The following is a 26,103-nucleotide window of genomic DNA, read 5'->3' as shown; positions in this document are numbered from 1 at the left end:
CGGGACGAATCGTTTCTCGCGGCTGATGTCGAGGGGGACGCGTTCGTCGTCGACGAGCAGGGTGGTGGTGGCCGCATCGCAGGACAGACGGCGCAGCGTCGCTTGGGTGACCGAGCCGAGGAGGTCGAGTTCGGCCAGGGTGGGGGTGTCGGCGGGGATGGTGAGTAGGAGCTGGGTTTTGGGTGCGGCGCTGGCGATGTCGCTGGGCATGCGGGCGGCGATGTCGAGGATGGTGTCGAGGGCGTCGGCGTGGCGGCGGGCGATGGTGCGGGGGTCGCGAGAGCCGTCGGGTTGGGGACGGGGTGCGCTGAGGGCGTTGAGGGCGGCGCAGAGTTTTTCGCCGACTTCGAGGTCGAGGCTGGCCTCGAGGTGGAGGCGGCCGTCGGTGTCGCGGTGGTGGGTGAGTTCGTTGAGTTGGCGGTCTTCGGCGGCGGGTAGGCCGTTGGTGTCGGCGGCGAGTTGGTTGCCCAGGGTGCGGGCGCGTGTGTCGATGTCGGCGGGGGTGGCGCCGGAAAAGTATTGTCCGAGAAGATCGGTCACATGGGTTAGACGCAGCGCGTCGTCGATTGGTTCCGCCGATCTGCCGGCGATATGGCTGACTCCGCGCACGATGGCGTCGAGGTGTTCGGCGGGGATCGCGGCGTCGGCGGCGTGCGCGTGCAGGGTGGGCAGTGTGTCGAGCGAGCCGGCGATACGCAGCAGGCGTTGGGCCACCGATGGTGCGAATCCCATCACGATGAGCAGTTCACGGGTACTGCGGCCGTGGTCGCGGGCCACACCGAGTCGGTCGAGTTGTGCGGCCAGGCGGGCCGCGTGGTGATCGATGAGGTTGCGCAGGCTCAGGATCTGCCCCATGGCGTCAAAGGTGGCACGCCCCGACAGGTCATCGCAGCGCAGCTCGCGCAATACCGAGCCCACCGCAGACAACTCGGTAGATGGAGGTAGCTCCGCAGATACAGACACTTCAGCGATGACAGACATGACGACTCCCCAGCAGATACGACAACGGCACCGGTGTAACCGGTGATGCAGGCGGCCGTTCTGGGTTTCCTACCGTGCCGAGCAACGCATTCGCTCCTGTGCGTGCTTATCCGGTCCGGTATATCGTCATCATCTCGGCCTGCTGGCAACCAAGGTATTCGAACTCACGTTCGAAGTCAAGCGAATTGTCGAAAATTGTTGAGTCTGCCGGCGACGGCCAGGTCAGCGCGATTTCTGTGCCTGTTTGACCAGATTTGCACCGACGATCAAGCGCTGGATCTCGCTGGTGCCCTCGTAGAGCCGCAACAGCCGGACATCCCGGTAGATCCGCTCCACCGGAACCTCGCGCATGTAGCCGCTGCCGCCGTGGATCTGGACCGCGAGGTCGGCGACCTTGCCGACCATCTCGGTGCAGAACAGCTTCGCGGCCGACGGCGCGATTCGGCGGTCCGTGTTGTCCACCCAGGCGCGGGCTGCCTCGCGCACCATGGCGCGGCCCGCCATCACACCCGTCTGCTGATCGGCGAGCATCGCCTGCACGAGCTGGAACTCGCCGATGGGTGTGCCACCCTGGGTCGCCGTCGCAGCCCAGGCGACCGACTCGTCGAGCGCCCGCTGGGCGGTCCCCACCGACAACGCGGCGATATGTACGCGGCCACGCGCCAACGAGGTCATCGCTGCCCGGTAACCGACATCTTCGTTCCCTCCGACCAGGGCGGTAGCCGGCACCCTGACATCGTCGAAATGGACATCGGAGGTCCAAGCGCCTTCCTGGCCCATCTTGCGGTCTTTGGCGCCCACGCTCACGCCCGGCGTGTCGGCGGGAACCAAGAACACCGCGATGCCGGTTCCGTTCTCGTCCTTGGAGCGGGTTCGCGCAAAGACCACGAACAGGTCGGCGATCGGGGCATTGGTGATGAAGCGTTTCTCGCCGCTGATGACCCAATCCGATCCGTCGCGAACCGCTCTGGTGCGTAGTCCGGCGGGATCGGAGCCGGCGCCTGGCTCGGTCAGTGCGAACGATGCGACGACCTCTCCAGAGGCGATCCTCTCCAGCCACATGGATTTCTGTTCGTCGGTACCGAACCCGACCAGGACCTGGCCGGCGATCCCGTTGTTGGTTCCGAACATCGATCGCAGCGCCAGCGAGGTGTATCCGAACTCCATCGCGAGTTCGACATCCTGGGTCAGATCGAGTCCTAGCCCTCCCCATTGCTGGGGAATCGCATAGCCAAACAGTCCCATTTCCTTGGCGGTGGCGCGGATGTCCTCGGGGATCGCATCGAGGTCGAGAATCTCCTGTTCCCGCGGGACGACCTTCGCTCGGATGAATTCGCGTGTCGCCGCGAGTATGTCGGCGAAGTCGTCATCGCTGACCTCGCGCTGGGCGGTGGTGTTCACGACACTGGTCATCCTCCCACTCTGACGGGTTCTGCGGTGCCGGTCCACATCGAACTCCCTCTCGCACCCTTAGCTGCTTTGTATGGATCGACGGGGCCGCCGGTGGCCGGTCGGCGGTAGATTCCGACCCATGGCTTCCTCTACACCTCAGAATCTGCTCGACGGACGAACCGCGGTGATCACCGGCGCCGCCCAGGGCATCGGCTTCGAGATCGCCCGGTGTTTCGTGGATGCGGGGGCGCGCGTCGTCCTCGGGGATCTGAACCTCGACGCCGCGTCGGCCGCGGCGGACAAACTCGGTGGCCCCGAGGTCGCGCGGGCGGTGCGATGCAATGTCACCGATGCGGGAGAAATGGACACCCTGCTCGCCGACGCCGTCGACAGCTTCGGTTCGCTGGACGTGATGGTGAACAACGCCGGCATCACCCGCGACGCGACGATGCGAACGATGAGCGAGGAGGATTTCGATCTCGTCGTCTCGGTTCACCTGAAGGGCACATGGAACGGCACCCGCAAGGCTGCTGCGATCATGCGGGAGGCCAAACGTGGTGCGATCGTGAACATCTCGTCGCTGTCCGGCAAAGTCGGCATGGTCGGTCAGACCAACTACTCGGCCGCCAAGGCAGGGATCGTCGGCATGTCGAAGGCTGCGGCAAAGGAGATGGCACATCACGGTGTCCGGGTCAATGCCATTCAACCCGGGCTGATCCGCTCGGCGATGACCGAGGCGATGCCGCAGAAGGCCTGGGATCAGAAGATGGCGGAGATCCCGATGCAACGCGCCGGTGAGGTCGACGAGGTGGCCTCCGTGGCACTCTTCCTCGCCTCGGATATGTCGTCCTACATGACCGGAACCGTGCTGGAGGTGACTGGCGGACGGTTCATGTGACAACCATCAGATCCGATTATCGATCACCGAAAGGCCCACCATGAGAGACGTTGTCATCTGTGAACCCGTACGCACACCGATCGGTAGGTACGGCGGGATGTTCAAGAATCTCACCGCCGTCGACCTCGGGGTGACGGCGCTGCGGGGGATGCTCGATCGGTCGGGACTTGCTCCGGAGGCCGTCGAGGATGTGATTCTCGGACACTGCAACGGCAACAGTGAAGCGCCGGCGATCGGGAGGGTGGTGGCGCTCGACGCCGGGTTGCCGGTCACGGTGGGCGGTATGCACATCGACCGACGATGCGGGTCGGGTCTGCAGGCCGTCATCCAGGCGGGTTTCCAGGTCGCGGGCGGTGACCACGATGTCGTCGTGGCAGGTGGCACCGAGTCGATGAGCAATGCGTCGTTCTACTCCGTCGATATGCGATGGGGTGGCGCCCGGTCGGGTATCGCCATGCACGACAGCCTGGTTCGCGCCAGGTCCACCGCCGGCGGCGCGAACTATCCGGTGCCTGGTGGCATGATCGAGACCGCCGAGAACCTTCGCGCCCAGTACCAGATCAGCCGTGCGGAGCAGGACGAGCTCGCCGTGCACTCCCATTTGCGGGCGGTAGGCGCGCAGAAGGATGGCATCCTGGCTGAGGAGATCGTCCCGGTGACGGTCTCGGGTCGCGGTGGCGATCAGGTCATCGACACCGATGAGCATCCGCGTCCCGACGTCTCTCTCGAATCGCTCGCCAAGCTCAGGCCCATCATGGCCAAAGCCGATCCGGACGCCACGGTGACCGCGGGCAACGCGAGCGGGCAGAACGACGCCGCGTCGATGTGTATCGTGACAACTTCGGAGATCGCGCGCGAGCACGGTCTGAAGCCATTGGTGCGCCTGGTGTCCTGGGCGGTCGCCGGCGTGCCGCCGCGCACCATGGGTATCGGCCCGGTGCCCGCCACCGAGAAGGCCCTCGCGAAGGCCGGTCTGGCCCTGTCGGACATCGACCTCATCGAACTCAACGAGGCGTTCGCGGCGCAGGCACTGGCTGTCACTCGGGAATGGGGTTTCGGCCGGTTCGGCAGCGGCGGCGACTTCGACCGCACCAATGTGCACGGCTCTGGTATCTCACTGGGACATCCGGTGGGGGCCACCGGTGTTCGCATGCTGGCGACGCTGGCTCGGGAGATGGATCGCCGGCAGGTGCGCTACGGCCTGGAGACGATGTGCATCGGTGGCGGGCAGGGACTAGCGGCAGTCTTCGAGCGGGTGGCATAGCGCGCCTTCGCAATCAGCGCCCATTCGCTTCGAGGACCGTGCGGATCAGGTCCACGAAGGCCTGGCCGACCGGGGAGACAGTGGTGGGGTCGTAAGCAATCGCGAACGGACGGACGAATCGGGGCTGCACCGTCCGTACGACGGCGCGGTCGGCGGCGGCCTCGGCCATCGACTTCTCCAGCATCGTCCCACCGATGCCGGCGAGCACCATCGGGAGTCGTTCCTCCCGATGCTCGGAGAGGACGGCCAGCGGCGGTCGGGCCCCGGCGACGCGGATCGCCTCCTCGATCTCGTCGGCGACCGACTGGCCCCGCGGCACGAACACCATCGGCACCGGCGGCAACTCCTCGAGGGGGATCGGGCCGTCGGGTACCGGGGTCCCGGGTGGATAGATGAGCAGGTACTCCTGTTCACCCACCACGACGACCTCGAGGTCGTCGCCGGCGATCGGCAGATGGGCGACAGCGAACTCACAGTGACCGTCCTCGATCGTCGACGCTGCTTGGGTCTCGTCTCGGAGTTCGCCGAAACGTACCGTGACACCTGGGTATTCGGATCGGAAGCGGACCAGGAGGTCGACGAGTGGACCCGACGCCACCGACGGTACCGCGAGGATGTCGAGTCGCCCGGTCAACTCGTCGGAGGGGGCCGCCAGCAGATCTCCGACGGCATCGACGTCACGCACGATCTGGCGTGCCGGGCCCACCATCGACCGTCCGGCGGAGCTGAGTACCATGCCGCGTCCGATCCGGTGAAAGAGCTGTACCCCCAACTCCCGTTCCAGCGCTCGCAGCGCCTGCGAGACGGTGGGTTGGGCGACCCCGAGCGCGCCTGCCGCGCCCCCGATGCCCTGGTGCTCGACGACGGCGAGGAAGTACTCGATCTGACGTAGCTCCACAGAATCACCAATCACCGACGTCGGTCAGTTCGGCGGACGGCTGTGCGGGTTGGGTGCCGAAGAGGCCGCGTGCGACCGAGATGAAAGCCATCGCTGCCGGTGACGGCCGGCCCGAGCGCAACACCAGCCCGAATCCGCGGGTGAGCGGTGGTTCGATCCGAAACCGGAGTGCGCCGGGCATCTGTTGCCGCGCAACGATATCGGGGGCAACGGTGGCGCCGGTGCCGCGAGTGACCAGGTCCCAGGTCGCGGTGGGGTGGGCGCAGTCGACGACCACATTGCGGCCGTTCTCGGCGATCACGTCGGCGAGCACCTCGGCAGTGCCCGGATCGGCCATGTCGAGCACCAGCGGGATGTCGCGAACATCGGTTCGGGACAGCGGATCCGGCAGGTCGAAGGCACGCTCCGGCGGGACCGCGAGGACGAGTTCCTGTGTGCCGAGCGGGATGGCCGTGAACGAGGCGTGGTCGGCCGAGGCGTCCATCAGACCGATCTCCGCATCCCCTCGGCGGAGCGTCGCGAGAACTCCACTCGGGCCATCGGCGGCCACGATGCGCGCGGCGAGGTGGCCGAAGCGTTCGCGGAAGACGCGAACGATCTCCACCATCGGATCGATGCTGAACGCGCTGTGGGTGACCACGTCGACGCGACCCGAGCGAAGCTCACGGACGGCGGCGACCCGTGCCTTGGCGCGGTCCACGTCGTCGAGGATGCGGCGTGCCGCGACCTCGACTTTGCGACCCGCTTCGGTCAGTTCGAGTCGTCGTCCGGAGCGGTCGAACAGGGTGACTCCGAGTCGGCGCTCCAAGGTTCGGATCGCCTGTGACAACGACGGTTGCGAGATGTAGAGCGACTGGGCTGCCTTCGTGATCCCGCCATGATCGACCACCGCGACGAAGTAGGTGACGAGGTGCAGGTCCACGGACTCATCGTACGGAGGTCTCGGTGACCGGTGTGCGCTCGGTCACCGGCGAGCGTTCACTTCCCGGTCCACCGGGGAGCGCGCTTCTCGGCGAAGGCGAGCGCGCCCTCCTGGGCGTCCTGTGAGGCGAAGACCGGGTCGATGTGGCGGCGCTGCTCGGTGATCAGGTCCGCGTCGGTGTAGCCGATCGCCATCGACAGGACCTGTTTGGTGGCGCGGACGGCCATCGGCCCGTTCGCGGCGACCGTCGCCGCGAGCTGTCGTGCTCCAGCGAGGGCATCGCCCGGCTCGGTCAGCCGGTTCACCAGCCCGAACTCGTGTGCGCGTGCCGCGCTGAGAGGTTCGCCGGTCAATGCGATCTCCATAGCGAGCTGGTACGGCAGGATCTTGGGCAGCCGCAACAAGCCGCCGGCAGCGGCGACCAGACCGCGCCTGACCTCGGGCAGGCCGAACCGCGCGTCGCGAGCGGCCACGATCAGGTCGGCGGACAGCGCAAGTTCGCACCCTCCGGCCAGTGCCCAGCCCTCGACGGCGGCGATGAGTGGTTTGCTCGGTGGGGCCTCCACGAGTCCGCCGAAGCCGCGGCCCGATACAAATGGACGCTCACCGCGGGTGAAGCCCTTGAGGTCCATGCCGGCGCAGAAGGTCCCGCCCGCGCCGGTCAGGATGCCGACCGTCAGGTCGTCGCGGGCGTCGAGTTCCTCGACGGCCGCCGCGATACCCTCGGCGACGTCGAGGTTGACCGCGTTCTTGGCCTCGGGACGGTTGATGGTGATGACGGCGACGCCGTCGGCGAACTCGGTGGTCACCGAACTCATCGGACACTCCTGTCAGCGGTGGGGCCGGCGGCGGATGCAGCGTGATTCCAGCGGACGGGCGAGCCTTCGGTCGGAGTGAGGACGCCGCGTTGTTCCAGGACGACGAGGTGCGCATGGGTCTCGCGCATGGCCATCCGCGCCAGGTCCGTGCCGAGCTGTTCGAACGGCCGCGACCATGTGACCGACCGGGTGATCTCCCACGCGGTGCTCTCCGGATTGTCGACGACCGCCGTGGTGATTTCCCGGAGTCGCTGTTCGTGGTGGTCGAGGAGGTCGGTGACACGGTCGGCGAGTCCGCGGAACCGGTACTCGTGGGAGGGGAGCGCCTCGAGGTCGGGGAGTTTTTCGGTGTGTGCCAGCGAAACGAGGTACTGGTCGAGCGGATTGTGGGCCTGGAACGCATTGGTCGAGACGTTCGGGCTGATCCGTGGCAGCAGGTGGTCGCCGGTGAAGATGACGCCGGCGTCGTCGTCGGCAAAGCACAGATGTCCGGCGGTATGACCGGGTGTCCACAATGCGCGGACGTTCCAGTCGGGCAGGTCGAGTGGATCGTCATGGTCGAGCTCGACGTCGATCGTGCGGCCCTTGGGCAGGCGGGCGATGTGTCGGAAGCCGTTGTCGACGACATCGGGTGCGCCCAGCGCCTCGAGCTCGTGTCGGGCCGTCGCGATCTGGCGCTCGAGTTCGGCCTCGGTGACGTGGTGCAGGTGGCGGGCATCATTGTGATGCATCGCCAGGACGGGATCGACGTGTTCGAGCAGCCGTGGCACCAGACCGAAATGGTCGGGATGCAGATGGGTGATCGAGACGTGTCGGACCTCGGTGATGTCGTGGCCAGTCGCATGGATTCCGTCGACCAACGCCTGCCAGGCGTCGTCGGATGGCCAACCGGTGTCGATCAGGGCGATGCCGTCGGGCAGCACCAGAGCGTAGATCAGGACGTACCGCAGAGGGTTGGGAGCCATCGGTACGGGGATGGACCAGAGTCCCGGGCGGACCTCCTCGACCGGCGGCAGGACCTTCTCTGCCCACGCCTCACGTTGACGATGTCCGGTGACCTCGATCGTGGTCATCTGCACCTCCAGATCGTCGCCCGCAGCTTCAGACAGTTGCGCGCATCAACTTCCATCCGACCACGTGCCCCGGATCGCGTTCAAAGTGGGTCCGGCTCACGCTCGATGAGGAACTGCCTATGCGCAATCACGTGCGTCAGGGAACGTACCGGTTGACGCGGTGGTCGTGGCCGGGCGATTGTTGCCCGGTGATCGACAACTCTGCGGGCCCGCCACTGGCCGGGATCACCGTCATCGCCCTGGAACAGGCGGTGGCCGCACCGCTGGCCACCCGCCACCTCGCCGATCTAGGAGCGCGGGTGATCAAGATCGAGCGGGTCGGCGAGGGCGACTTCGCCCGGGACTACGACGACGCCGTGCACGGTCTGGCGTCGCACTTCGTATGGCTGAACCGCGGCAAGGAGTCGATGGAGCTGGATCTGAAGACCGATGCCGGACGTGATGTGCTCCGACGGTTGATCGCGCGCGCCGACGTGTTCCTGCAGAATCTCGCGCCCGGGGCGGCGGCGCGGCTCGGATTCGGTGCGGAGGACTTACGTCGGAACAATCCCGGTCTGGTGGTGGTCGACATGTCCGGGTACGGCGACGCCGGACCGTACCGCGAGCGCAAGGCCTACGACATGCTCGTACAGGCCGAGACCGGGTTGATCTCGGTGACCGGTTCTGCCGACGAGGCCGCGAAGACCGGGGTCCCGACCTCCGACATCGCGGCCGGTATGTACGCGCTGACCTCGGTGCTCAGCGCCCTGCTCCGGCGTGCGACCACCGGCGCGGGCGCCGCGGTGGCGGTGTCGATGTTCGACGCGACGGTCGAATGGATGGGTCATCCGCTGTACATGCGGCTCTACGGTGACCGTCAGATCCCGCGTTCGGGGGTCGGCCATGCCGCGATCGTGCCGTATGACCGCTACCCGACACGTGACGGGGAGATCCTCATCGGCGTGCAGAACGACCGTGGTTGGCGGGTGCTGATCGACGACGTCTTGGGCCGCCCGGAGTTGGCCGACGATCCGCGTTATGCCACCAACATCGAGCGGGTCCGGCGGCGCGGCGAGGTCGACGACCTCGTCGCCGCCGAAACCAAGAGATTCACCACGGCCGAGCTCGACGAGGCCCTCGCGTCGGCCGGGGTACCGGCCGCCGAGATCCGCGAGCTCGACGGCGTCGTCGCGCATCCGCAGCTCGCCGAACGCGACCGATGGCGCGAGGTCGGTACCGAGGCCGGCCCGATACGTGCGGTACTGCCGCCGATGACCTTCGCCGACGTCGAGCTCCCGATGGGTGATGTGCCCGCGCTGGGCCAACACACCCAAGCCATCCTCGCGGAGCTCGAGGAGAACCACCGGTAACCCGACCGGACATCGCGGCCGGCACGGAGGCCGACGGAACGCAGTTTCGCGGCCTCCGTGGGTCGAGTTGCTTGGGTTACTTGCGAGGGGTGTCGGCGCCGAGGGCGCGGGCGGGGCCGGTGGTGTAGTGCTCGCCGTCGAAGGCGGCGGGCAGGCCGGCGGCGAGGAAGGTGCCGATGCCGGGTTGATCCAGTGCGCTGAACATCGGATTGGTGCTCAGGTCGCCGTCGGCGACCACCTCGTCGAAGGTGCGGTAGCGCTGTGACAGCACCGACGACTTCTCCAGCGCCGCTGCCACGTCCGCTGTCGACCGGGCGGCAAACCAGGGGGCGATCAGCCCGTTGAGCACGGTGCGGTGCGTGAACCGGTCGTCCTCGCGGCCGAAGTCGGCGCCGAGTGCCTTCTCCACGGCGGCCACCGCATCACCGACTCCGGTGAGCTCCAGCAGGTCGCGGAAGTGTCGAGGTGTCAGCGCGACGATCATGAATCGGCCACCGTCTGCGGTGGCGAAATCGGTTCCGTACGTGCCGTACACGTCGTTTCCGGTGCCGGAGCGGCCGTGGCCGTTGACCTGCGGCTCGGTCAGATATCCCAGCGCGCTCGCGATCGACAGCGCGGTGTCCTCGAGCGGCAGCGTGATCTGTGCCCCGACGCCGGACTGTTCCCGACGCCGCACCGCGGACGAAATGGCCAGCGCCGCATACAGCCCGCAGGCCACATCCCAGGCCGGGAGCGCATGGTTGACCGGATCCGCATGGGAGGTAGGGCCTGTGATCTGCGGGAATCCGAGGCCCGCGTTGACCGTGTAGTCGACGCCCGGGGTGCCGTCGGTGCGGCCGAGGATCTCCACGGTGATGACATCGGGCCGCAGCGCCGAGAGGGTCTCGTGGCTCATCCAGGATCGTCCGGCCTGATTGGTCAGCAGGATTCCGCCGCCGGGTCCCGAGTCGGCGACCATCCGCTGCACCATTCTCTGTCCGTCGTCGCTGCGCAGATCGGCGGTCACCGATCGTTTGCCCTTGTTGAGGCCGGTCCAGTAGATCGACTTGCCGTCTGCCGTCACCGGCCACCGATGGACGTCTGCCGCACCACCGATCGGGTCGACCCGGGTGACGTCGGCACCCAACTGCGACAACGTGAGTCCGGCCAGTGGGGAGGCGATGAAACTCGACACCTCGACGACGTGCAGACCGGCGAGGGGAGGGGCGGGGTTGGTCATGTGTGGCTCCTCTGATCAGGCCATCAAGGCGCGAAAGCGCCAGTCGAGTACGGGACGTCGGGTTCCGTCGGGTTCCTCGGCCACCACCGTCGAGCGCAGTCCGAGGATGCCGCCGCCGGTGTCGAGTGTGGTGGCGGTCTCGACGTGTAGGTCGCTTGTGAGGGTGTCGCCCTCGTGCACCGGGCCGGTGTGATCGCACCCTTCCCAGTCCAGCACGGTCAGGAGGTTGGGTAGGGCTCGAGTGGCTTGGGCCAGCGCGAGGCCGATCGTGTGGCCGCCGTACACCAGTCGCCCCTGCTGCCCGACGCGGGCGTCATGGTGGGTGGCCGCGATGTTGAGGGTGAGTCGCGCGAGTTCGGGGGCGCTGGACACCACGTCCCCGCTCGAGGTGAAGACGGTGTCGCGCAGGTCTGGGGAGAAGTGCTGTCCGGGCAGAGAGTTTCGGTACTCGGACAGATCCCAGTCGGGCAGCACGGGTTCCGACGACGTGTCGCCGATGTCGGCGAGGTCGTCGGCGGCGGGTGTGCGGTCGGGTTTCGGGCCGGCGCTCAGCGGCAACATCGCGCATCGGTGGAAGTCCAGCACGCGTCGACCTTGTTGATCGGTGGTGACGATGTGCAGTGCGGCCAGCCCGGTCGGTGCCCGCCCCGGCTTGGCCGAGTTCTCCCGCAGTCCGACGACCTCGGTCGTGGTGGCGAGTGTGTCGCCGACGTGCGGGTACCGGAGAAATCGGAGTCCGCGATAGAACAGGTTGGCCTTGACGTGATGGGTGGCGAGAGTGGACTGGCCGATGGCCAGGTCGCAGACCAGCCCGGGGTGGGCGACCGGTGCTGCCACGCCCGTCACACGCCGGGCCAACTCCGTGTCGAGCGACAACCGCATTCGATCGCCCAGGATGGCCTGATGTGCGGCGGCCATTCCGTCGGTGATGGTGACCGAGGGCGCGTCGTCGAACCGTTGGCCGACGGCGAGGTCGTCGAAGTACGGCCCGCCCACGGCGACGACCCGGGTCATGCCGGACCCGCCTTGGCCAGCACACGCCGCGCCGAGACGGCCAGTGCCTCGTCGAGCATCCGGCCGTCGAGTTCCGCGGCTCCGTCGCCACGGTCGGCTGCCTCCTCGAGTGCCGCGAGTACGCGCCGTGCATCCTCGACGGACTCCGGGTCGGGAGTGAAAATTTCTGTTGCCGAATCGATTTGGGCGGGATGGATGACCCATGTGCCGTCGAAGCCGAGGTCCCGGACCCAGGTCTTGGCGTTTCGGAATGCGTCGTCGTCGGCGATGGTCAGATGCGGCCCGTCGACCACGGACACGCCTGCCGCCCTGGCCGCGACGAGGACGCTCTCCTGGATCGGATGCCACACCGATGGTGGTGCCGACGGCCAGCGACCCAGTGCCGCACCGAGGTCGGCGTAGCCGATGATGATCGCGGCCAGTCGGTCGGTGGCCGCGCACAGGTGCGCGACATCGCGGATGCCGGTGGGGGTCTCGACGAGGATCTGGAGCGCGGCGGGGGAGTCGCCGAGTAGTCGGTCTGCCTCTGTGAGGTGCTCAGGCGACTCGGCTTTCGGCATCACGGCGGCACTCAGGCCCTCGCCCATCGCCGCGCACGCCGCGAGGTCGTCGGTGAACCACTCGGTGTCGAAGGCGTTGACCCGGATGGACACCGGTCGTTGCGCACCGAATTCGGCGACCAGGGCGGCGGCGGCCGTTCGGGCTGATTCCTTGTTCTCCGGGGTGACGGCGTCCTCGAGGTCCAGTACGACCTCGTCGGCGGTTGACGCGAGCGCCTTGCGGGCCTTTCGGTCGTCGGAGGCGGGTGCGACGAGCACTGCTCGTCGTCGAACGGTCTGCATCGGCGAGCCTCGATCCGTTGGTCTCGATCGGCCGGGGTGCCATTGCGATGGCAAAATGTGCGGCCAAATATGGTCCTCTGACTCTTACCAGACGTGCCCATAACTTGGGAAGTGCGCCTCGAGTCTTGACAGGGACATGTCCGACGGTGAATATGGCCGTACAAATTGGTTTTCTAACACGTGGGATTGGCGAGGTAGGTTATGGGTGGCTTGAACGCCGAGGAGTCGTTCCTGGTCGATACGGTGCGCGCGTTCATCGACCGCGACGTCAAGCCGACCGTGCAGGACGTGGAGCACGCGAACGAGTATCCGGAGCGCTGGATCGAGCAGATGAAGCAGATCGGCATCTACGGTCTGGCGGTGCCTGAGGAGTACGGCGGTTCGCCGGTATCGATGCCGTGTTATGCGCAGGTCACTCAGGAATTGGCGCGCGGCTGGATGAGTCTGGCCGGGGCGATGGGCGGGCACACCGTGGTGGCCAAGTTGCTGACGCTGTTCGGTACCGAGGAACAGAAGCAGAACTACCTGCCCCGTCTGGCCACCGGCGAGATGCGGGCGACGATGGCGTTGACCGAACCGGGCGGGGGCTCGGATCTGCAAAACATGTCGACCGTGGCCAAGGCCGAAGGTGACGATCTGGTGATCTCCGGGTCGAAGACGTGGATCTCCAACGCCCGCCGTTCTGGACTGATCGCGTTGCTGTGCAAGACCGATCCGGCCGCCGAGCCCCGCCACCGCGGGATCTCGATCGTGTTGTGCGAGCACGGCCCCGGGCTGACGGTCTCGCGTGACCTACCGAAGCTCGGATACAAGGGCGTGGAGACCTGCGAGCTGTCCTTCGACGGCTACCGTGTGCCCGCCTCGGCAATCCTCGGCACGACGCCGGGCAAGGGCTTCGGGCAGATGATGAAGGGCTTGGAGACCGGACGCATCCAGGTCGCGTGTCGCGCCCTGGGTGTGGCGACCGCGGCGCTCGAGGACTCGTTGACCTATGCGCAGCAGCGGGAGTCGTTCGGTCGGCCGATCTGGAAACACCAGTCCATCGGCAACTATCTGGCCGACATGGCGACCAAACTGACCGCTGCGCGGCAACTGACCTGGCATGCCGCCGAACAGTACGACAAGGGTGAACGCTGCGACATGGAGGCGGGGATGGCCAAGCTCTACGCCTCCGAGATGGCCATGGAGATCGCCCTCAACGCGGTTCGGATTCACGGTGGCTACGGCTATTCCACCGAGTTCGACGTCGAACGGTACTTCCGGGACGCACCGCTGATGATCGTCGGTGAGGGCACCAACGAGATCCAGCGCAACGTGATCGCCGCCCAACTCGTTTCCCGGGGCGGCATCTGAGGGCCGATAGGATCAGCTCGATGAGCTCACGTGGTCTCGCCGAACCGGCCTACCGGGCGCTCGCCGCGACGTTGCGCGCGCAGATCGCCGAGGGACGCTATCGCGGCGGGGTGCGTCTGCCCACCGAGTCCGAACTCTCCGACGAATTCGGGTTGAGCCGGCAGACCGTCCGGCGCGCGTTCCAGGACCTGGTGGCCGAGGGGTCGGTGTATCGGGTGCCCGGCCGGGGCACCTTCGCCACCGAGGGGGCCGGGCGTTATCTTCGCCAACTCGGTTCCATCGAGGATCTGATGAACCTGTCGGCCGACACCACGATGGAAGTGGTGTCGGCGCCGCGTCGTCAGGTGGATCTGGACGCGGCCGGGCGGCTGCGTCTCGACACCGATCTGGTCCACCGGTTGACGTTTCGGCGATTTCACGACGGTGTGCCATTCGTGTCGACCACCGTGTGGTGGCCGGAATCGGTGGGACGGTTGGTGGCCGATCGCGTCGAACTCGCCCACGGTGCCACCAGTACTCACACCATGATCGGGCTGTTGGAGCCGCATTTGCCGCATCCGATCACCGAGGCGGCGCAGTCGATCACGGTGGCGTCGGCCGATGCTGCGGTGGCCGAACAGGTGCAGTGCGCCGAGGGGCATGCGATGTTGCGGGTCGACCGCCTCTACACCGATGCGGCCGGCAACGCGGTGGAACTCGCGATCAGCCATTTCCTCCCCGAGCACTACACGTATCGGGTCACCCTTCGCCGCGGGGCCCGGTGAGGCTCAACTCGAACCTCCCGCCACGCTCGGCCGGTGCCGCGAGCGCTCCAGGCGAATCTGCCCGCAGAACCGCCGTGAGGCGTCATTAGGATGAGGCCTCATGAGCAGGACGCCATCGGACCGGGGCCGTGACACGCTGACGCGTGTCGCCGCCGGTGTCGTGGTGCCGGTGGTTGCGGTGGCCGCCCACGGGCTCGGTGCCGGCGCGCTCCCCTCAACCGGAGGCATGCTGCTCACCGCTGCCATCGGTGTCCTCACCACGCTGGCCATGGGCGATCTCCGACGTCGATCGACATTGAAGGCGACGCTGTCGGCGGTCATCGCGCTCACCGCGGCGCAGTTGGCTGCGCACGTGGCGATGTCGGTCGGGCATCCGGCGATGCACATCGACCAGCACGCCCTGCTCCCGATGACGGTGACGCACGCAATCGCCATCCCGGTCAGTGCGCTGCTCATCGTCGTGGCGGCCGGCCTACTCGCCGCGCTGACCTCGACAATTCGCGCGATCACCGTCATATCGGTCATCGCATCCCACACTGTTGCGGCGATCAGTCGCGAGATGTTCCGGTCGGGTGGCGCGCTGGTCATCGGTGGCTGCGGCGTACGAGCCCCGCCCGGTAGGTCCTGATTCCTCGACATCGATGCCTGGCAGCGTTTCGGCTCGCCGGGCATACCCCTTCGCCGGCATCGGCCGGCGCGAGCACCGGGGCGCTGAGGTGCCCGCACAGACAGGACTTCTCACCATGAACAACCGCATGATCCGATGCCTCGCGGCACCCGCCGCAGCCTTGTCCATCGCCGCCGCCGGCACGCTGGCCGGTGCCGGCGCGGCCGCAGCCCACGTGTCGGCCACCGCGCCCACCCTCACCCAGGGCGGCTACGGCGTGGTGACACTCGTGGTTCCCAACGAATCCGAGACCGCCGCTACCACCACACTCACCGTTACCCTGCCGAACCTGAAGTCCGCCCGACCCGAGGTGATGTCGGGCTGGCGGTCCACGGTGACCAAGGACCCGTCCACCGAGGAGGTCACCTCGATCACCTGGTCCGCGCTGCCGGGCAGCCCCGGGGTCCCCGTCGGAGAGTTCGCGCAGTTCCGTATCTCGGGCGGACCGTTCCCGGAGGAGGACAGCATCGCCCTGCCCGCAACCCAGACCTACGGCGACGGCGAGGAGGTCTCGTGGTCGGAGCCGATGGGCGCCGATGGTGCGGAACCCGACCACCCCGCGCCGGTGCTGACGTTGCCGGTCGCCGATGGCGACGGTGGCCACCACGGCACGGGTTCGGCGTCCGACGAGACCACTGCCGAGGCCGCCGACTCGTCCACCGATGACACCGCACGGTGGCTCGGCGGCATCGGACTGATCGTCGGTGCGCTCGGTGCGGTCTTCGGCGTGGCCGCCTTGACCCGCGCCGGCCGCGCTGCCAAGTCGTCCGGCACCGGTGAGAGCGGCTCCGATGATGCGTAGCAGTCGGATGATCACCACTGCCGTCGCAGTCGTGGCGGGGGTGTTGTGCTCCGCCCTGTTCGGCGTCGTCACCGCGCCCGAGGCGCACGCCCATTCGCAGGTGGTCTCATCGGACCCCGACGACGGAGCCCGGGTGGAGTCGAGTCCGGCGCGGGCCACCGTAACCTTCAACGAGCCGCTCCAGGAAGCCTTTGCGGTGCTGACCGTGGTGGGCCCGGACGGCAATTACTGGCAGGACGGCGACGCCGTCGTCGACGGCCCACGGCTCAGTGTCGGCTTGCGTGAACTGGGGCCAACCGGCACCTACACGCTCAACTATCGGGTGACCTCGGCCGACGGACATCCCGTCGACGGACAGCGCAGCTTCGAGCTGACCGTCGCCGGGTCCGGGACGCCTGGACCGGTCGCCGACACCGCGGCCGACTCCGGCGACGACGGTCCACCGCTGTGGCCGTTCATCGTCGTGGCAGTGCTGGTGCTCGTCGGTGGACTCGGCGTGGTCGTCGTACTGTCGCGGCGGTCGGGCCGGTCGGTATGACGGTGCGATGAACACGACGGCGGGACGCCGCGGGCCTGTGCATCAGCGGCAGCGGGCGGCGGCCATCGCCGCGGCGTCGGCCGCGATGTTTGTCGGTCTCGGCGGATGCTGGCTGCTTGCGGCTCCCGCCGGCCCGGCCGCGACGTCATTGCCCAACACGGTCGCGCTGGCGGCCGCGGTGCTCCTCGTGGGTCTCGGTTCGCTCCCGGTTCTCGGGCTCGTGCCGTCGCCGGTGGCGGTGGGTGTGGCCGGTGCGGCCTGGTTCGTCGGGGTCGCGGTGGCGGCCTGGCTGCGAACCGCCGATCAGTCGGGTCGGGCACCGACCGCCGTGGGGCTAGGTCAGTTCGTCGACACGCTGCGGGCCGGGGCCCCCGAGATGGTCACTCTGGTCGCCTCGTGTCTGGTGGTCGGGCTGGTGTGTGTGGAGCTCACCGGCCGCGCGGCACCACCTGCAGCTTCCTATGCGCTGCTGGCCGGCGTCGGAGTGCTCGCGACGTCGATCACCGGCCACCCTGGCCAACACGCGATCGGGCCGATCCTGGTCGGTGCGCATGCGCTTGCCGCCGCCTGGTGGTGCGGCACCCTGGCCGCGATGGTGCTCGTCGTCCGCGGGCGCCGGGGCTGGGCCTCGGCGTTGCCGGAGTTCTCTTCCCGCGCACTGTGGGCGGTCGCGGGGATCGCGACGACGGGGCTGATCAGCGCTGCGCTGCAGATCGGCCTCGGCGACCTGCTCGACACCGGTTATGGTCGCGTCCTGCTGGCCAAGGCGGTAGGCCTGGTGATCCTCATCGGGCTGGGCGTGTACGCGCGGCGCCGTTGGGTTCCCGGCGTCGACCGGCATCAGCTCAGCGAGGCCACCTCGTTGCGTTTGGCGACAGTGGAACTCGCGGTGATGGGTGTGGTGCTCGGGCTGGCCGTGGGCCTCGCGGGCACCGCACCCTGAGCGGGTTGCCGTATCTGTCGATGCGCTCGGTGTTCGACGGTTCAGCGCGGCTGGTCCCACACGGTCAGCAGTTCGGTGATGATCTCCACGGAGAGGCCGAGAGCGCCGAGGTGGCTCTCGCCGTGCATGGTGAACAACTTGGCATCGGGGAGCATGGCCACCATGTGTTCGCCGTGTGCGTGGGGGATGATGTGGTCGCGGTCGCCGTGCCACCAACGCACCGGCACGGTCACCTCGGACACGCGGAAGCCCCAGTCCCGGGAGAACACCACGATGTCGGCAAACGGCGCCTCCATCCGACGGGAGCCGCCGTGCAATAGGTCGTCGAGGAACATCGCGCGGAATTCCGGCCGCGACAACAACTCTCGATCCCCTTCCGGGGACAATCGGCCATAGATCGCGATCGCCGGGTCGGCGATCGGACGGGCGACGCCGAGTACCGAGCTGACCACCTTGCCGATCGGCGCGCCGGCAACACCGAGCACCGGCGCCGCCGCGCGCCCGAGTCGCATGGCGCCGCCGGGCGCGGAATCGGGACCGACGGTGGGGGCGACCCCACCGAGGACACCTGCGGCGACGACCCGGTCGGGGAAGGTGTGCGCGACACCGAGGGCATACGGGCCACCGCCGGACAGACCGATGACCGCGAACTCCTCGATACCGAGTGCGTCGGCGACGATCTCGAGGTCCAACGCGAACTCGGCCACGTTGCGGTACCGGTACGGCGTCGACGAACCGACCCCGGGCCGGTCGAGGCCGACGATGCGCAGTCCGTGCTGCGCGGCGAACGCCCTCGCCTCGGTCGGGATCTGTCGTCGTGCGCCCGGAGTGCCGTGTAGCCAGAACAGTGCGCGTCCGGTGGCCGAACCGAACTCGGCGAACCCGATACGACGCTGTCCGTCGTCTCCGACGGTCACTGACCCCTCGATCTTGGGGCGGTCTATGTCCATCATGTCCTCGAGCATCCCACGTTCGCGTGTGTTGTGGATCACGCGGCCTGCTCTTCGCTGCCGATTCGAGAGCCGCCGAGGTTCCGCCTGAACCGATTGTTCACCCGAAACCGCGCCCGCCGCGGCCCGGATCGCGAAGACTGGAAGCGTCCGGGGGATCCGTTGAGACGACAGGTGGTGTGAGATGTCAGATCAGAAGTTCACAGCGGCGGTGGTCACCGCGTTCGGCGATCCGCTCGAAGTCACCGAACTCGACCTCCCCGAACCGGGCCCCGGCCAGGCGCTGGTGAAACTGGAGACCTCAGGGGTCTGCCACACCGACCTGCACGCCGCACACGGCGACTGGCCGGTCAAGCCGTCACCACCGTTCGTGCCCGGGCACGAGGGTTACGGGACGGTGGTTGCCCTCGGCCCCGGCGTCACCGAATTGATGGTGGGCGACAAGGTCGGCAACGCGTGGCTGTGGTCGGCATGCGGGAGCTGCGAGTATTGCCGGACAGGCTGGGAGACGCTGTGCGAGAAGCAGAGCAACGGTGGTTACTCGGTGAACGGGTCCTTCGGGACGCACATGCTCGTCGACGAGCGATTCGCCGCGCGGATCCCGGATGGGGTCGACCCGGTGGAGGTCGCCCCGATCCTGTGCGCCGGGGTCACCGTCTACAAGGGGCTCAAGGTGTCCGACACCAAACCCGGGCAGTGGGTGGTGATCTCCGGAATCGGCGGACTCGGTCACGTTGCCGTGCAGTACGCGAAGGCGATGGGCATGCGGGTGGCGGCCGTGGACATCGCCGACGACAAGCTGGACCTCGCCCGTCACCTCGGCGCCGAGGTGACCGTGAACGCCGCGAAGACCACTGATGTGGCGGTCGCGGTGCAAGAACAGACCGGTGGCGCCCACGGCGTGCTCGTCACCGCAGTCCATCCGCAGGCATTCGGTCAGGCCATCGGCATGGCCCGGCGCGGCGGAACCATCGTGTTCGTCGGCCTGCCGCCGGGCGATTTCCCCGCGCCGATCTTCGACGTGGTGCTCAAAGGACTCACCATCCGGGGCTCGATCGTGGGTACCCGGCAGGACATGACCGAGGCGCTCGACTTCTACGCACGCGGGCTGATCAAGCCGACCGTCGCGACGATGCGACTCGACGAGATCAACGAGGTCTTCGGGCGGATGGAGAAGGGTGCGATCGAGGGTCGGATGGTCATCGACTATCGGTGAGCGTCCGCTGAGGTGAGCACAGCAGATTCTCAACCGAAAGCGCGTAGCGTCGAGTCCATGAGTTCTCAGTTCGTCCGCGGCGTGGGTCGGGCATTCGGTCATGTGCTGCGGCCGTATCCGGCGCGCGACGTCCCGTCCGGGACGATGGTCGAGCTCCCGGACCGGGGCCCGGTGTTCGTCACCGACTCCGGACCGCGCGATGCACCCGCGGTGTTTCTGCTGCACTCGGTGCTGACCACCGGGCTGCTCTGCTGGTATCCGGTCATCCCGGAGCTGAACAAGCGATACCGGGTGATCACGATGGATCAGCGCTGGCACGGCCGCGGCATCCGATCCGACCGGTTCGATCTGCGCGACTGCGCCGACGACGTCGCGGCCCTCGCCGACGAACTCGGCATCGAGAGGTTCACCGCCGCCGGTTTCTCCATGGGCGGCGGTATCGCCCAACTGGTCTGGCGACGCCATCGCCGGCGGGTCTCGGGATTGGTGTTGTGCTCGACGGGCCCGTACTTCAGCACCAACGACCCGGACCTGCGCGCCCAATCGCATCGCACCGGACGACTGATGACCGGTATGTACCGGGCACTCCCGAAACCACGGCTCAACCGGCTCGACGATCCCGTCGGTCACACCTCGGTGTGGGCGCTGCGGCAGTTCTTCTCCACCCCGCTGTCGCACCTGGGCCACTTCGGGGAGGGCTTGGGTGGCTTCGACTCCCGCGGCTGGCTGGCCGAGATCGATGTCCCGACGTCGGTGGTCGTCTCGGTGCGTGACCGTGTCGTGGAGCCTGCGCGCCAGCAACTGCTGATAGACGGCATCCCGGCGGCTCGCCGTTTCGAGGTCGACGGCGGGCACGCGTGCTGTGTGTTGGGCGCGCAGTTCTTCATCCCGCCGTTCGTCGACGCGGTCGATGCGGTGCAGGACGCCAGTGCGCCGGTACCCCCGACGCCGGAGGATGCCTCGCTCAGTCCACGATGACCACGTGCAGGGCCCGCGGGCCGTGGACGCCTTCCACCCGGTCCAGCTCGATGTCGCTGGTCGCGCTGGGGCCGCTGATCCAGGTCTGCGGGCGGCTCTGCGCACCGATCCCGATGAGGTGAGCGACCGCTTCCGGGACGTCGCTGACCACCTGGCCGGCATCCACGATGCACACGTGCACATCCGGCACAAGCGACAAGGCCCGCCGACCCTGTCCGGAGCTGTGGTCGAGCACGATGGTGCCGGTGTTGGCGATTCCGACCGCGGCGGTCGTCACCACGGCTCCGGCGCTGTCCAGTTCGCGGGGCGACAGCTGATCGTCGTCGAGCCAGTCGAGCGTGGGGAGGTCGAGGCGGCGGCGCACCGTGTCGTCGGCCAAGATCGGGCCACCCACCCCCGACAGGGCCGCGCTGACGGCGGCCGCCAACTCGTGCTCTGCGACGCGTTCGACGGCAGCGCGATAGTCGGCGACGCGCTCGGCGAAACGGTCGACCACCGGAAGGTCGCCGGTGTCGACGATCTCACCGTAGGACCAGTCCACCCGCGTCTCGGCGGGATCGGGATCGGTGACGTCGGCGAGCGCGGCTCTGACCCGGCTGAGGATTTCCTCGCGGGCGTTCACTGGGCGGCCCCGCGCTCATCGGCCTTCTCGGACCGTTCGCGCTTCCACCACTGTCGGAAGGATTCGGCCGGCGGGACCGGGATGTCGCGGGCCGAACTCCATCCCGCGAGCGGACCGGGCAGCGCGCCGATGCTCGTGCGGCGGCCCAGCAGGCGGTTGCCCACCGTCGCCGCCCGCTGTGCGGCCTCGAGTCGGCGATGACTCCCGAACATCCACGCCATCGCCTTCATCGCCCCCGTCTCGGGGGTAGGCATGCCGCCCCGGTGTTCGTCGACGACGCGGGTGCGCAGATGGACCAACAGTTCTGGGATGGGGATGGCGACCGGGCACACATCCGAGCATGCGCCGCAGAGGCTCGACGCGAAGGGCAACGAGGCGTCGACGGCCGAACCGGTGCCGCGCAGTTGCGGGGTGAGGATCGCGCCGATCGGGCCGGGATACACCGAACCGTAGGCGTGCCCACCGGTTCGCTCGTACACCGGGCAGACGTTGAGGCACGCCGAGCAGCGAATGCACCGCAACGCATCGCGACCCACTTCGTCGGCGAGAACGGTGCTGCGATTGTTGTCGAGCAACACGATGTGCACGTTGCGGGGCCCGTCGCCGGGGGTGACCCCTGTCCACACCGACGTGTACGGGTTCTCCCGCTCGCCGGTGCTCGAGCGGGGCAACACCTGTAGAAAGACCTCGAGATCTGCCCAGGTCGGTAGCAGCTTTTCGATACCCACCACGGAGATCACCGTCTCGGGCAAGGTCAGGCACATCCGGCCGTTGCCCTCGGACTCCACCACGACGAGGCTACCGGTGTCGGCTATCGCGAAGTTGGCGCCGCTGATCCCGACTTTCGCCCGAAGGAACTTCTCCCGTAGGTGAAGCCGAGCGGCTTCGGCCAGCCGGCGTGGCTCATCGGTGAGGTCGTCGGGAGCGGGCCGTCCCACCTGACCCATGCGATGCCGGAATATCTCCCGGACCTCACTTCGATTACGGTGGATCGCGGGCACGAGGATGTGACTGGGCCAGTCGTCGCCGAGTTGCACGATCAGCTCCGCGAGATCGGTTTCCCAGGCGTCGATTCCGGCATCGGCGAGTGCTTCGTTGAGCTCGATCTCCTGGGTGGCCATCGATTTCACCTTCACCACCTCGTCGGCTTCGGCCGCGCGCACGAGATCGATGACGATGCGGTTGGCCTCCTCGGCGTCACGAGCCCAGTGCACCACCGCGCCGGCGGCAGTGGCATTCTCCTCGAACCGCATCAGATGTTGATCGAGATGTCGCAGGGTCTGGTCCTTGATGGCTGCTGCGGCGGCGCGCAATTGCTCCCAGTTGTCCAGCTCGGCGACGACCTCGGCACGTTTGGTTCGGATGATCCCCGTCGCGTGGGCGAGGTTGCGCCGCTGGGTGGCGTCTGCCAACGCCGAACGCGCCGCGTCCGGGAACGTCGGCATGCCGACGAACTGGGTGGTCACCCCGACATGGGGATGACCGCCGGTCGTCGACTGGGCGCTCACACCGGCTCCCGCTCGGTGGCGGCCAGGATCTCGGCCAGATGCATCGTGCGGATGCCCGACCGTTCTCGGTTCAGTAGTCCGCCGATGTGTGCCAGGCAGGAGTTGTCACCGGCGACGACCACCTCGGCGCCGGAGCGTTTCACATTGCTGCACTTGTCCGATCCCATCGAGACCGAGACGTCGGCGTTTTTCATCGCGAACGTGCCCCCGAAGCCGCAGCAGTGCTCGGCCTCGGGCAATTCGACGAGGTCGATGCCGCGAACCTCCCGCAGCAGTCGCAACGGCTTGTCCCCGACGCGCAGCATCCGCAGGGAGTGGCACGTCGGGTGATAGGTGACCCGATGCGGGAAATAAGCTCCGACGTCTACTGTTCCGAGCACGTCGATGAGGAACTCGCTGAGCTCATACACCTTTGGTGCGATGGTGTCGACGGCCGAGCGCAGTGTGTGATCGTCGGCCCGGTCGGCGATCAGGCGGTGCTGGTGGCGCACCGAGCCGACGCAGGAACCCGAGGGGGCCACCACGGCGTCGTACGCGGCGAACACATCGACGAAGCGGCGGACACCGGGGATCGCCTCGTCGGCATAGCCGGTGTTGGTGAACATCTGCCCACAACAGGTTTGCTCGAGAGGGAACTCCACATCGACACCGAGGCGTTCGAGCAGCAGCACCGTGGCCTTCGGGGTGCCCGGCCACATCGTGTCGTTGAAGCAGGTGGCGAACAGGGCGACCCTCATTCTGCGATCATCCCTCACCCGGTGGACGAGCGCAGCCCGATGGCCGAATGTGCGCCGGACCCCACACGTCCGGTCTACGTGCATTTGGCTGTTTGTGGCGAAAAATGTAGGGCAGTCGTTTACCATGCGAGAGCACCGAATTGGTCATCCTCAGCACGGCGTCAGTCGCGAGCAGTCCCCGACGCGCCGGAATACAAGGCGGTTTCACCTTGCGTACCAACGGCTCTCATGTTTCCGTCAGATCGCAGACCAGTCAATCAGGTGAGGGTGGTTCGAGGAAGCGATATCGCTTGGCTGCTCCGCTGATCGCCGCGTTGGCCGTGGTGCTGGCCGGCAGCATCACGGTCCCGGCCTTTGGTGCGCCCGGCGACTCGGTGGGCGGGGCGGTGAACCCGTCGACCGGCAACGGCGCCGGGTGGGCGGTCACCGCTGCGATGTCGGGGTCGCCATCGCAGGCCGCGCGGGTGGTGGGTCGCGCGACCACGTCGCCCAACGGATCCTTTGTCGTGCCGGTGTCCGCGAGTCCGGGACCGGGTGCCGTGCTGTATCTGACTGCGAAGGCGCCGGGGCAGGGCAACCGGCCGACCTTCGCCACCGTGCTGCCGGCCGGCCATTCTGGACGGGTGGTGCTCAACGAGCGCACCACGGTGGCGACCGGTGTGGCGATGGCGCAGTTCCTCGGCACGGCGGGCATCACCGGTCGCGCGCCGGGCGTGGTCAATGCCGCGTCGATGGTGCCGAACCTGGTCGATGTCGCGACCGGCCGGCTGGGCCGGGTGATCACCAGTTCACCCAACGGCGGACAGACCTCGACACTTGCCACCTTCACCTCGATGACCAACATGCTCGCCGCCTGCGTCGCGGCGACATCGGGTTGTGACGCCCTGCGCGCGGGAGCGACCACCCCGGGCTGGCCGGTGCCGCCGGACAGCTTGCGGGCGTTCGCCTCGATCACCCGCAACCCGGGCAACAAGGCACTGGAGCTGTTCACCCTGGCCAAAACCCGGCCGGTGTTCGGGCCGGGTGTCGCCCTGCCGCCCACGTCCTGGACGTTGGCGCTGCGCTTCGACGGTGGCGGCGGCCTGATCGACGGTCCCGGCAACTTCGCCATCGATCCGGAGGGCAACCTGTGGGTCAACAACAACTACGTCTACAACTCGGACCGGCGGGTTCCCGTGTGTGCCAGCGACATGCTGTTCAAGTTCGGACCTGACGGCGCGATGGTCGACGGATCACCGTACCGGGGCGGTGGTCTTTCGGGGTCAGGTTTCGGTGTCACGCTCGGCCCGTCGGGCAACGTGTGGGCCAGCAACTACGGATTCGCCGCACCCGGGTGCCCCGATCAGCCACCGCACAACTCGGTGTCCGAGTTCACTCCACAGGGGCAGCCGATCTCGCCGTCCACCGGGTACACGCAGGGACGCCTGGACTGGCCGCAGGGCATGACCTTCGACCGGCGCGGCAGTCTCTGGATGGCCAACTGTGGGTCGGGCACGGTCACGGTGTACCCCGATGGTGACCGGTCCCGCGCACGCACCATCGACGCCGGACTGAAGCAGGCATTCGGTGTGGTCGACAACGGCAGGCATGTCTTCGTAAGCGGTATGGAGAGCAACAATGTCGCGGTGTTGGATTACACGGGTAAGCCCGTGCGGCCCCCGTTGACCGGGATGTTCCAGAAGCCGATGGGGGTGGCGGCCGACAAGGCCGGGAACGTGTGGGTGGCCAACTCGGGGGCGGTGACCCTGCCGTGCCCCGAGCGGCCCAGCACACCGTCCACGATCGGCTCGGTCAGCTTGATCAGCCCGGACGGACAGCCGGTGGCCGGACCGTTCTACGGTGGCGGCGCGACTCTGCCGTGGGGAATCGCGACCGATGGTGACGGCAATGTGTGGGTCGCCAACTTCGGTGGCAAACGGCTGTCACATTTCTGCGGCGTCAACACCCGGACCTGCCCGCCCGGAAAGAGGACCGGAGCGCCGATCTCGCCGGAGATCACCGGCTATGCCTTCGACGGACTTGTCCGCAATACCGGTGTGGCGGTGGATCAGTCGGGCAATGTGTGGGTCGCCAACAACTGGGACGAGGTGCCCATCCAGAGCAACCCGGGTGGCCACCACATCGTCGCCTTCGTGGGAATGGCGGCGCCGGTTCAGCACTAGTTTCCGCAGGGCACGGGATGATCGCTGTCACCGGTCTCATCCTTGCCTCATGGTGTGCGTCGGGCAGATGGAGTCATACAACGTCGCGATCAAAGCACTGACGATCAGACCGATGTAGCAGGGGACGGGCTTGACCGTAGCCCGGGGTCGGCGCCTGCCCGTGGCCCGGTGGCGGTGACCACTGGCCGGATCG

At 67.7% G+C, this 26,103-nt stretch carries 25 protein-coding genes; 12 read left to right on the top strand and 13 right to left on the bottom strand.

The annotated features are described in order from the left end of the window. A partial coding sequence (locus OSB52_RS16235) for a DUF222 domain-containing protein (RefSeq protein ID WP_266062711.1) occupies window positions 1-981 on the bottom strand: 981 nt, incomplete at its 3' end. A gap of 222 nt (window positions 982-1,203) precedes the next feature. Then, window positions 1,204-2,394 (bottom strand): acyl-CoA dehydrogenase family protein, encoded by a 1,191-nt coding sequence (locus OSB52_RS16230; protein ID WP_235725742.1) that lies wholly within the window; start codon window positions 2,392-2,394, stop codon window positions 1,204-1,206. 118 nt (window positions 2,395-2,512) lie between these two features. On the opposite strand from OSB52_RS16230, the gene fabG reads away from it, so the two are divergent. Together fabG and OSB52_RS16220 are read left to right on the top strand one after the other, a co-directional pair. Further along, window positions 2,513-3,271, top strand: a complete 759-nt coding sequence (gene fabG, locus OSB52_RS16225) for a 3-oxoacyl-ACP reductase FabG (protein ID WP_266062710.1) — start codon at window positions 2,513-2,515, stop codon at window positions 3,269-3,271. Between the two features lie 40 nt (window positions 3,272-3,311). Next, window positions 3,312-4,535, top strand: coding sequence for an acetyl-CoA C-acetyltransferase (locus OSB52_RS16220; protein WP_266062709.1), 1,224 nt, complete (start codon window positions 3,312-3,314; stop codon window positions 4,533-4,535). A 13-nt stretch (window positions 4,536-4,548) separates the two neighbouring features. Here OSB52_RS16220 and OSB52_RS16215 read toward each other — a convergent pair whose 3' ends face one another. The 4 genes from OSB52_RS16215 to OSB52_RS16200 are packed head-to-tail and all read right to left on the bottom strand — an operon-like array spanning window position 4,549 to window position 8,246. Continuing rightward, the gene (locus OSB52_RS16215) at window positions 4,549-5,433 is read right to left on the bottom strand and encodes a LysR family transcriptional regulator (protein ID WP_266062708.1); all 885 of its coding nucleotides are present in this window, start codon (window positions 5,431-5,433) and stop codon (window positions 4,549-4,551) included. Window positions 5,434-5,437: 4 nt separating this feature from the next. After that, window positions 5,438-6,355, bottom strand: a complete 918-nt coding sequence (locus OSB52_RS16210) for a LysR family transcriptional regulator (protein ID WP_266062707.1) — start codon at window positions 6,353-6,355, stop codon at window positions 5,438-5,440. A 56-nt stretch (window positions 6,356-6,411) separates the two neighbouring features. Then, on the bottom strand, window positions 6,412-7,173 hold the full coding sequence (locus OSB52_RS16205) for a crotonase/enoyl-CoA hydratase family protein (RefSeq protein ID WP_266062706.1): 762 nt from the start codon (window positions 7,171-7,173) through the stop codon (window positions 6,412-6,414). Further along, window positions 7,170-8,246 (bottom strand): MBL fold metallo-hydrolase, encoded by a 1,077-nt coding sequence (locus tag OSB52_RS16200; RefSeq protein WP_266062705.1) that lies wholly within the window; start codon window positions 8,244-8,246, stop codon window positions 7,170-7,172. Before OSB52_RS16200 ends, OSB52_RS16205 begins: the two co-directional genes overlap by 4 nt. A 191-nt stretch (window positions 8,247-8,437) precedes the next feature. Between OSB52_RS16200 and OSB52_RS16195 the strand changes: the two genes are divergently transcribed. After that, a complete protein-coding gene (locus OSB52_RS16195; RefSeq protein WP_235725801.1) occupies window positions 8,438-9,595 on the top strand; it encodes a CaiB/BaiF CoA transferase family protein in 1,158 nt (385 codons plus the stop codon). A 76-nt stretch (window positions 9,596-9,671) separates the two neighbouring features. Here the strand turns inward: OSB52_RS16195 and OSB52_RS16190 are convergent, their stop codons facing one another. Genes OSB52_RS16190 through OSB52_RS16180 form a run of 3 tightly spaced genes read right to left on the bottom strand, consistent with a single transcriptional unit; the run spans window position 9,672 to window position 12,670 of the window. Further along, on the bottom strand, window positions 9,672-10,814 hold the full coding sequence (locus OSB52_RS16190; protein ID WP_266062704.1) for a CoA transferase: 1,143 nt from the start codon (window positions 10,812-10,814) through the stop codon (window positions 9,672-9,674). Between the two features lie 15 nt (window positions 10,815-10,829). Beyond that, window positions 10,830-11,828, bottom strand: a complete 999-nt coding sequence (locus tag OSB52_RS16185; protein ID WP_266062703.1) for a MaoC family dehydratase — start codon at window positions 11,826-11,828, stop codon at window positions 10,830-10,832. Further along, window positions 11,825-12,670, bottom strand: a complete 846-nt coding sequence (locus OSB52_RS16180; protein ID WP_266062702.1) for an HpcH/HpaI aldolase/citrate lyase family protein — start codon at window positions 12,668-12,670, stop codon at window positions 11,825-11,827. Before OSB52_RS16180 ends, OSB52_RS16185 begins: the two co-directional genes overlap by 4 nt. Window positions 12,671-12,871: 201 nt before the next feature. Here OSB52_RS16180 and OSB52_RS16175 point away from each other — a divergent pair, with 201 nt between their 5' ends. The 6 genes from OSB52_RS16175 (at window position 12,872) to OSB52_RS16150 (ending at window position 17,737) form a co-directional block, all read left to right on the top strand. Then, window positions 12,872-14,023 carry an acyl-CoA dehydrogenase family protein gene (locus tag OSB52_RS16175; RefSeq protein ID WP_235725757.1) on the top strand — a complete coding sequence of 384 codons (1,152 nt, stop codon included), beginning with the start codon at window positions 12,872-12,874 and terminating at the stop codon, window positions 14,021-14,023. A gap of 20 nt (window positions 14,024-14,043) precedes the next feature. Beyond that, window positions 14,044-14,787 (top strand): GntR family transcriptional regulator, encoded by a 744-nt coding sequence (locus OSB52_RS16170; RefSeq protein ID WP_266062701.1) that lies wholly within the window; start codon window positions 14,044-14,046, stop codon window positions 14,785-14,787. A 100-nt stretch (window positions 14,788-14,887) separates the two neighbouring features. Further along, entirely contained in the window at window positions 14,888-15,415 is a 528-nt protein-coding gene (locus OSB52_RS16165; protein WP_266062700.1) for a YtxH domain-containing protein, read from the top strand. A 115-nt stretch (window positions 15,416-15,530) separates the two neighbouring features. After that, complete coding sequence (locus OSB52_RS16160; RefSeq protein WP_266062699.1) at window positions 15,531-16,256, top strand: DUF1775 domain-containing protein; 726 nt, start codon at window positions 15,531-15,533, stop codon at window positions 16,254-16,256. Further along, the gene (locus OSB52_RS16155; protein WP_266062717.1) at window positions 16,249-16,794 is read left to right on the top strand and encodes a copper resistance CopC family protein; all 546 of its coding nucleotides are present in this window, start codon (window positions 16,249-16,251) and stop codon (window positions 16,792-16,794) included. The genes OSB52_RS16160 and OSB52_RS16155 overlap by 8 nt, the downstream gene beginning before the upstream one ends. Before the next feature lie 7 nt (window positions 16,795-16,801). Further along, window positions 16,802-17,737 (top strand): CopD family protein, encoded by a 936-nt coding sequence (locus OSB52_RS16150; protein WP_235725763.1) that lies wholly within the window; start codon window positions 16,802-16,804, stop codon window positions 17,735-17,737. 41 nt (window positions 17,738-17,778) lie between these two features. Here OSB52_RS16150 and OSB52_RS16145 read toward each other — a convergent pair whose 3' ends face one another. Further along, entirely contained in the window at window positions 17,779-18,690 is a 912-nt protein-coding gene (locus tag OSB52_RS16145; RefSeq protein ID WP_235725802.1) for an alpha/beta fold hydrolase, read from the bottom strand. Between the two features lie 181 nt (window positions 18,691-18,871). Here OSB52_RS16145 and adhP point away from each other — a divergent pair, with 181 nt between their 5' ends. Both adhP and OSB52_RS16135 read left to right on the top strand, forming a co-directional pair. Further along, window positions 18,872-19,903, top strand: a complete 1,032-nt coding sequence (gene adhP / locus OSB52_RS16140) for an alcohol dehydrogenase AdhP (RefSeq protein WP_235725766.1) — start codon at window positions 18,872-18,874, stop codon at window positions 19,901-19,903. A gap of 57 nt (window positions 19,904-19,960) precedes the next feature. Next, window positions 19,961-20,881 carry an alpha/beta fold hydrolase gene (locus tag OSB52_RS16135; RefSeq protein ID WP_266062698.1) on the top strand — a complete coding sequence of 307 codons (921 nt, stop codon included), beginning with the start codon at window positions 19,961-19,963 and terminating at the stop codon, window positions 20,879-20,881. On the opposite strand, the gene OSB52_RS16130 is transcribed toward OSB52_RS16135, so the two are convergent. Genes OSB52_RS16130 through OSB52_RS16120 form a run of 3 tightly spaced genes read right to left on the bottom strand, consistent with a single transcriptional unit; the run spans window position 20,868 to window position 23,748 of the window. Then, complete coding sequence (locus OSB52_RS16130) at window positions 20,868-21,503, bottom strand: LutC/YkgG family protein (RefSeq protein WP_266062697.1); 636 nt, start codon at window positions 21,501-21,503, stop codon at window positions 20,868-20,870. The genes OSB52_RS16135 and OSB52_RS16130 overlap by 14 nt on opposite strands. After that, complete coding sequence (locus OSB52_RS16125) at window positions 21,500-22,948, bottom strand: LutB/LldF family L-lactate oxidation iron-sulfur protein (RefSeq protein WP_266062716.1); 1,449 nt, start codon at window positions 22,946-22,948, stop codon at window positions 21,500-21,502. Before OSB52_RS16125 ends, OSB52_RS16130 begins: the two co-directional genes overlap by 4 nt. A 59-nt stretch (window positions 22,949-23,007) precedes the next feature. Further along, the gene (locus OSB52_RS16120; RefSeq protein ID WP_235725770.1) at window positions 23,008-23,748 is read right to left on the bottom strand and encodes a (Fe-S)-binding protein; all 741 of its coding nucleotides are present in this window, start codon (window positions 23,746-23,748) and stop codon (window positions 23,008-23,010) included. Window positions 23,749-24,038: 290 nt separating this feature from the next. On the opposite strand from OSB52_RS16120, the gene OSB52_RS16115 reads away from it, so the two are divergent. Next, window positions 24,039-25,910, top strand: coding sequence for an NHL repeat-containing protein (locus OSB52_RS16115; protein ID WP_266062696.1), 1,872 nt, complete (start codon window positions 24,039-24,041; stop codon window positions 25,908-25,910). Window positions 25,911-26,103: the final 193 nt, after the last annotated feature.

It is taken from the genome of Gordonia aquimaris, from assembly GCF_026262595.1.
In the GTDB taxonomy this organism is placed as follows: Bacteria; Actinomycetota; Actinomycetes; order Mycobacteriales; family Mycobacteriaceae; genus Gordonia; species Gordonia tangerina.
Note: the sequence above shows the minus strand (reverse complement) of the source record. Positions and strands in the feature narration are given on the sequence as shown.

Bases quoted from the DNA above. Each gene is read 5' to 3' on its own strand.
- OSB52_RS16230 (WP_235725742.1), bottom strand. From the start codon at position 2,394: ATGACCAGTGTCGTGAACACCACCGCCCAGCGCGAGGTCAGCGATGAC.
- fabG (WP_266062710.1), top strand. From the start codon at position 2,513: ATGGCTTCCTCTACACCTCAGAATCTGCTCGACGGACGAACCGCGGTG.
- OSB52_RS16220 (WP_266062709.1), top strand. From the start codon at position 3,312: ATGAGAGACGTTGTCATCTGTGAACCCGTACGCACACCGATCGGTAGG.
- OSB52_RS16205 (WP_266062706.1), bottom strand. From the start codon at position 7,173: ATGAGTTCGGTGACCACCGAGTTCGCCGACGGCGTCGCCGTCATCACC.
- OSB52_RS16200 (WP_266062705.1), bottom strand. From the start codon at position 8,246: ATGACCACGATCGAGGTCACCGGACATCGTCAACGTGAGGCGTGGGCA.
- OSB52_RS16190 (WP_266062704.1), bottom strand. From the start codon at position 10,814: ATGACCAACCCCGCCCCTCCCCTCGCCGGTCTGCACGTCGTCGAGGTG.
- OSB52_RS16185 (WP_266062703.1), bottom strand. From the start codon at position 11,828: ATGACCCGGGTCGTCGCCGTGGGCGGGCCGTACTTCGACGACCTCGCC.
- OSB52_RS16180 (WP_266062702.1), bottom strand. From the start codon at position 12,670: ATGCAGACCGTTCGACGACGAGCAGTGCTCGTCGCACCCGCCTCCGAC.
- OSB52_RS16175 (WP_235725757.1), top strand. From the start codon at position 12,872: ATGGGTGGCTTGAACGCCGAGGAGTCGTTCCTGGTCGATACGGTGCGC.
- OSB52_RS16170 (WP_266062701.1), top strand. From the start codon at position 14,044: ATGAGCTCACGTGGTCTCGCCGAACCGGCCTACCGGGCGCTCGCCGCG.
- OSB52_RS16165 (WP_266062700.1), top strand. From the start codon at position 14,888: ATGAGCAGGACGCCATCGGACCGGGGCCGTGACACGCTGACGCGTGTC.
- OSB52_RS16160 (WP_266062699.1), top strand. From the start codon at position 15,531: ATGAACAACCGCATGATCCGATGCCTCGCGGCACCCGCCGCAGCCTTG.
- OSB52_RS16155 (WP_266062717.1), top strand. From the start codon at position 16,249: ATGCGTAGCAGTCGGATGATCACCACTGCCGTCGCAGTCGTGGCGGGG.
- OSB52_RS16150 (WP_235725763.1), top strand. From the start codon at position 16,802: ATGAACACGACGGCGGGACGCCGCGGGCCTGTGCATCAGCGGCAGCGG.
- OSB52_RS16145 (WP_235725802.1), bottom strand. From the start codon at position 18,690: ATGATGGACATAGACCGCCCCAAGATCGAGGGGTCAGTGACCGTCGGA.
- adhP (WP_235725766.1), top strand. From the start codon at position 18,872: ATGTCAGATCAGAAGTTCACAGCGGCGGTGGTCACCGCGTTCGGCGAT.
- OSB52_RS16135 (WP_266062698.1), top strand. From the start codon at position 19,961: ATGAGTTCTCAGTTCGTCCGCGGCGTGGGTCGGGCATTCGGTCATGTG.
- OSB52_RS16125 (WP_266062716.1), bottom strand. From the start codon at position 22,948: ATGCCGACGTTCCCGGACGCGGCGCGTTCGGCGTTGGCAGACGCCACC.
- OSB52_RS16120 (WP_235725770.1), bottom strand. From the start codon at position 23,748: ATGAGGGTCGCCCTGTTCGCCACCTGCTTCAACGACACGATGTGGCCG.